Raw genomic sequence first — 1,222 nt, forward strand, 5'->3', positions numbered from 1 at the left:
TGACCTGCTCCCCGTTGATTAATACACCACGATGTTAGTAATGTCTTCATAAGCCACATGAGGACATCCCCATGAAGAAGCGTTTTTCCGACGAACAGATCATCAGTATTCTTCGCGAGGCTGAAGCCGGGGTTTCTGCCCGTGAACTCTGCCGTAAGCACGCCATTTCTGACGCCACTTTTTACACCTGGCGCAAGAAGTATGGCGGTATAGAGGTGCCCGAGGTTAAGCGCCTGAAGTCGCTTGAGGAAGAGAACGCCCGCCTTAAGAAGCTGCTTGCAGAAGCCATGCTGGATAAGGAGGCGCTTCAGGTGGCTCTTGGCCGAAAGTTCTGACGACAGACCAGAAGCGGGAAGCCGTGGAAGTCATGTGTGAGGCCGCAGGTCTGTCGCAACGTCGGGCCTGCAGGCTGGCAGGTTTGCCCCTGTCGACCTGCCGTTACTCGGCTCAGCGTCCGGCTGCTGACGCGCAGCTATCTCTGCGCATCACAGAGCTGGCACTTGAACGTCGCCGGTTTGGTTACCGGCGCATCTGGCAGTTGTTGCGTCGGGAGGGCCTTCACATCAACCACAAGCGGGTTTACCGCATCTATCACCTTAACGATCTGGGTGTAAAACGCAGGCGACGCCGTAAGGGTCTGGCGACTGAGCGGCTTCCGCTTCTCCGCCCGGATGCGCCGAACCTGACATGGTCGATGGATTTTGTCATGGATGCACTTGCCAGCGGCCGCCGGATTAAGTGTCTGACCTGCGTGGATGATTTTACGAAGGAGTGCCTGACGATCACCGCCGCTTTCGGTATTTCAGGCGTTCAGGTCGTGCGTATTCTGGACGGCATAGCGCTGTTTCGTGGCTATCCGGCAACGATAAGAACCGATCAGGGCCCGGAGTTTACCTGCCGTGCGCTCGATCAATGGGCCTTTGAACATGGTGTTGAGTTGCGCTTAATCCAGCCGGGCAAGCCAACGCAGAACGGATTTATTGAGAGTTTCAATGGCCGCTTCCGGGATGAATGCCTGAATGAGCACTGGTTCAGCGATATTCTACATGCCCGGAAAATCATTAATGACTGGCGGCAGGACTATAACGAGTCCAGACCGCATTCATCGCTGAATTAACAGACGCCGTCTGAATTTGCAGCATGCTGGCGAAACGGGAAACAAGAAGAAAAACCAACCGACATTACTAACTGAAGGTTGTATCTAATACTGGGGGCAGGTCAA

General features: G+C 54.7%; 1 pseudogene. It reads left to right on the forward strand.

Annotated elements, in window-relative coordinates:
* Positions 1-71: 71 nt before the first annotated feature.
* Positions 72-1,192: pseudogene (locus HA46_RS20615) on the forward strand (IS3 family transposase).
* The last annotated feature ends 30 nt before the right edge of the window (positions 1,193-1,222 follow it).

This window comes from Pantoea septica, assembly GCF_002095575.1.
Classification (GTDB): domain Bacteria; phylum Pseudomonadota; class Gammaproteobacteria; order Enterobacterales; family Enterobacteriaceae; genus Pantoea; species Pantoea septica.